Source organism: Streptomyces megasporus (assembly GCF_000718985.1).
GTDB lineage: Bacteria > Actinomycetota > Actinomycetes > Streptomycetales > Streptomycetaceae > Streptomyces > Streptomyces megasporus.
On record NZ_JODL01000130.1, the window covers coordinates 1 to 361 of the forward strand.

General features: G+C 71.7%; 1 protein-coding gene. It reads right to left on the reverse strand.

Going from position 1 to position 361, the window contains the following annotated elements:
- Window positions 1-113: LysR family transcriptional regulator (locus tag IF47_RS29990; RefSeq protein WP_157840079.1), on the reverse strand; the 113-nt coding region annotated here is incomplete at its 3' end.
- Window positions 114-361: the final 248 nt, after the last annotated feature.

A 361-nucleotide genomic window follows, 5' to 3' on the forward strand; every position in this document is an offset into this window, starting at 1 on the left:
TCCTTGATCCGCCGGCTCAGCGGGGACGCCGCCATGTGCAGTTTGCGGGCCGCGGTGGAGAAGTTCAGTTCTTGGGCGACGGCGACGAAATAACGCAGGTGTAGGAGCTCCACACCACCCACCCTAGCCACCGCGCGCCGTGCTTCCCGCCCCTGGTGCGGCCAGGTCACACCCGGTTGGCGCGCCGGGTGGTCAGTCCGCCTCCTGCCGGCGTTCCAGCGCGCCCGTGCTCTTGCCGGACTGGGTGGCAGCCCAACTCGCGAGGAGCCTGAGCCGGTCCTCGTCGTCGGTGCCCGGCTCGGCGGTGTAGAGGGTCAGATCGTGCACCGCCCGGTCGGCGACCGCCGCGAAGCGGCCCCGG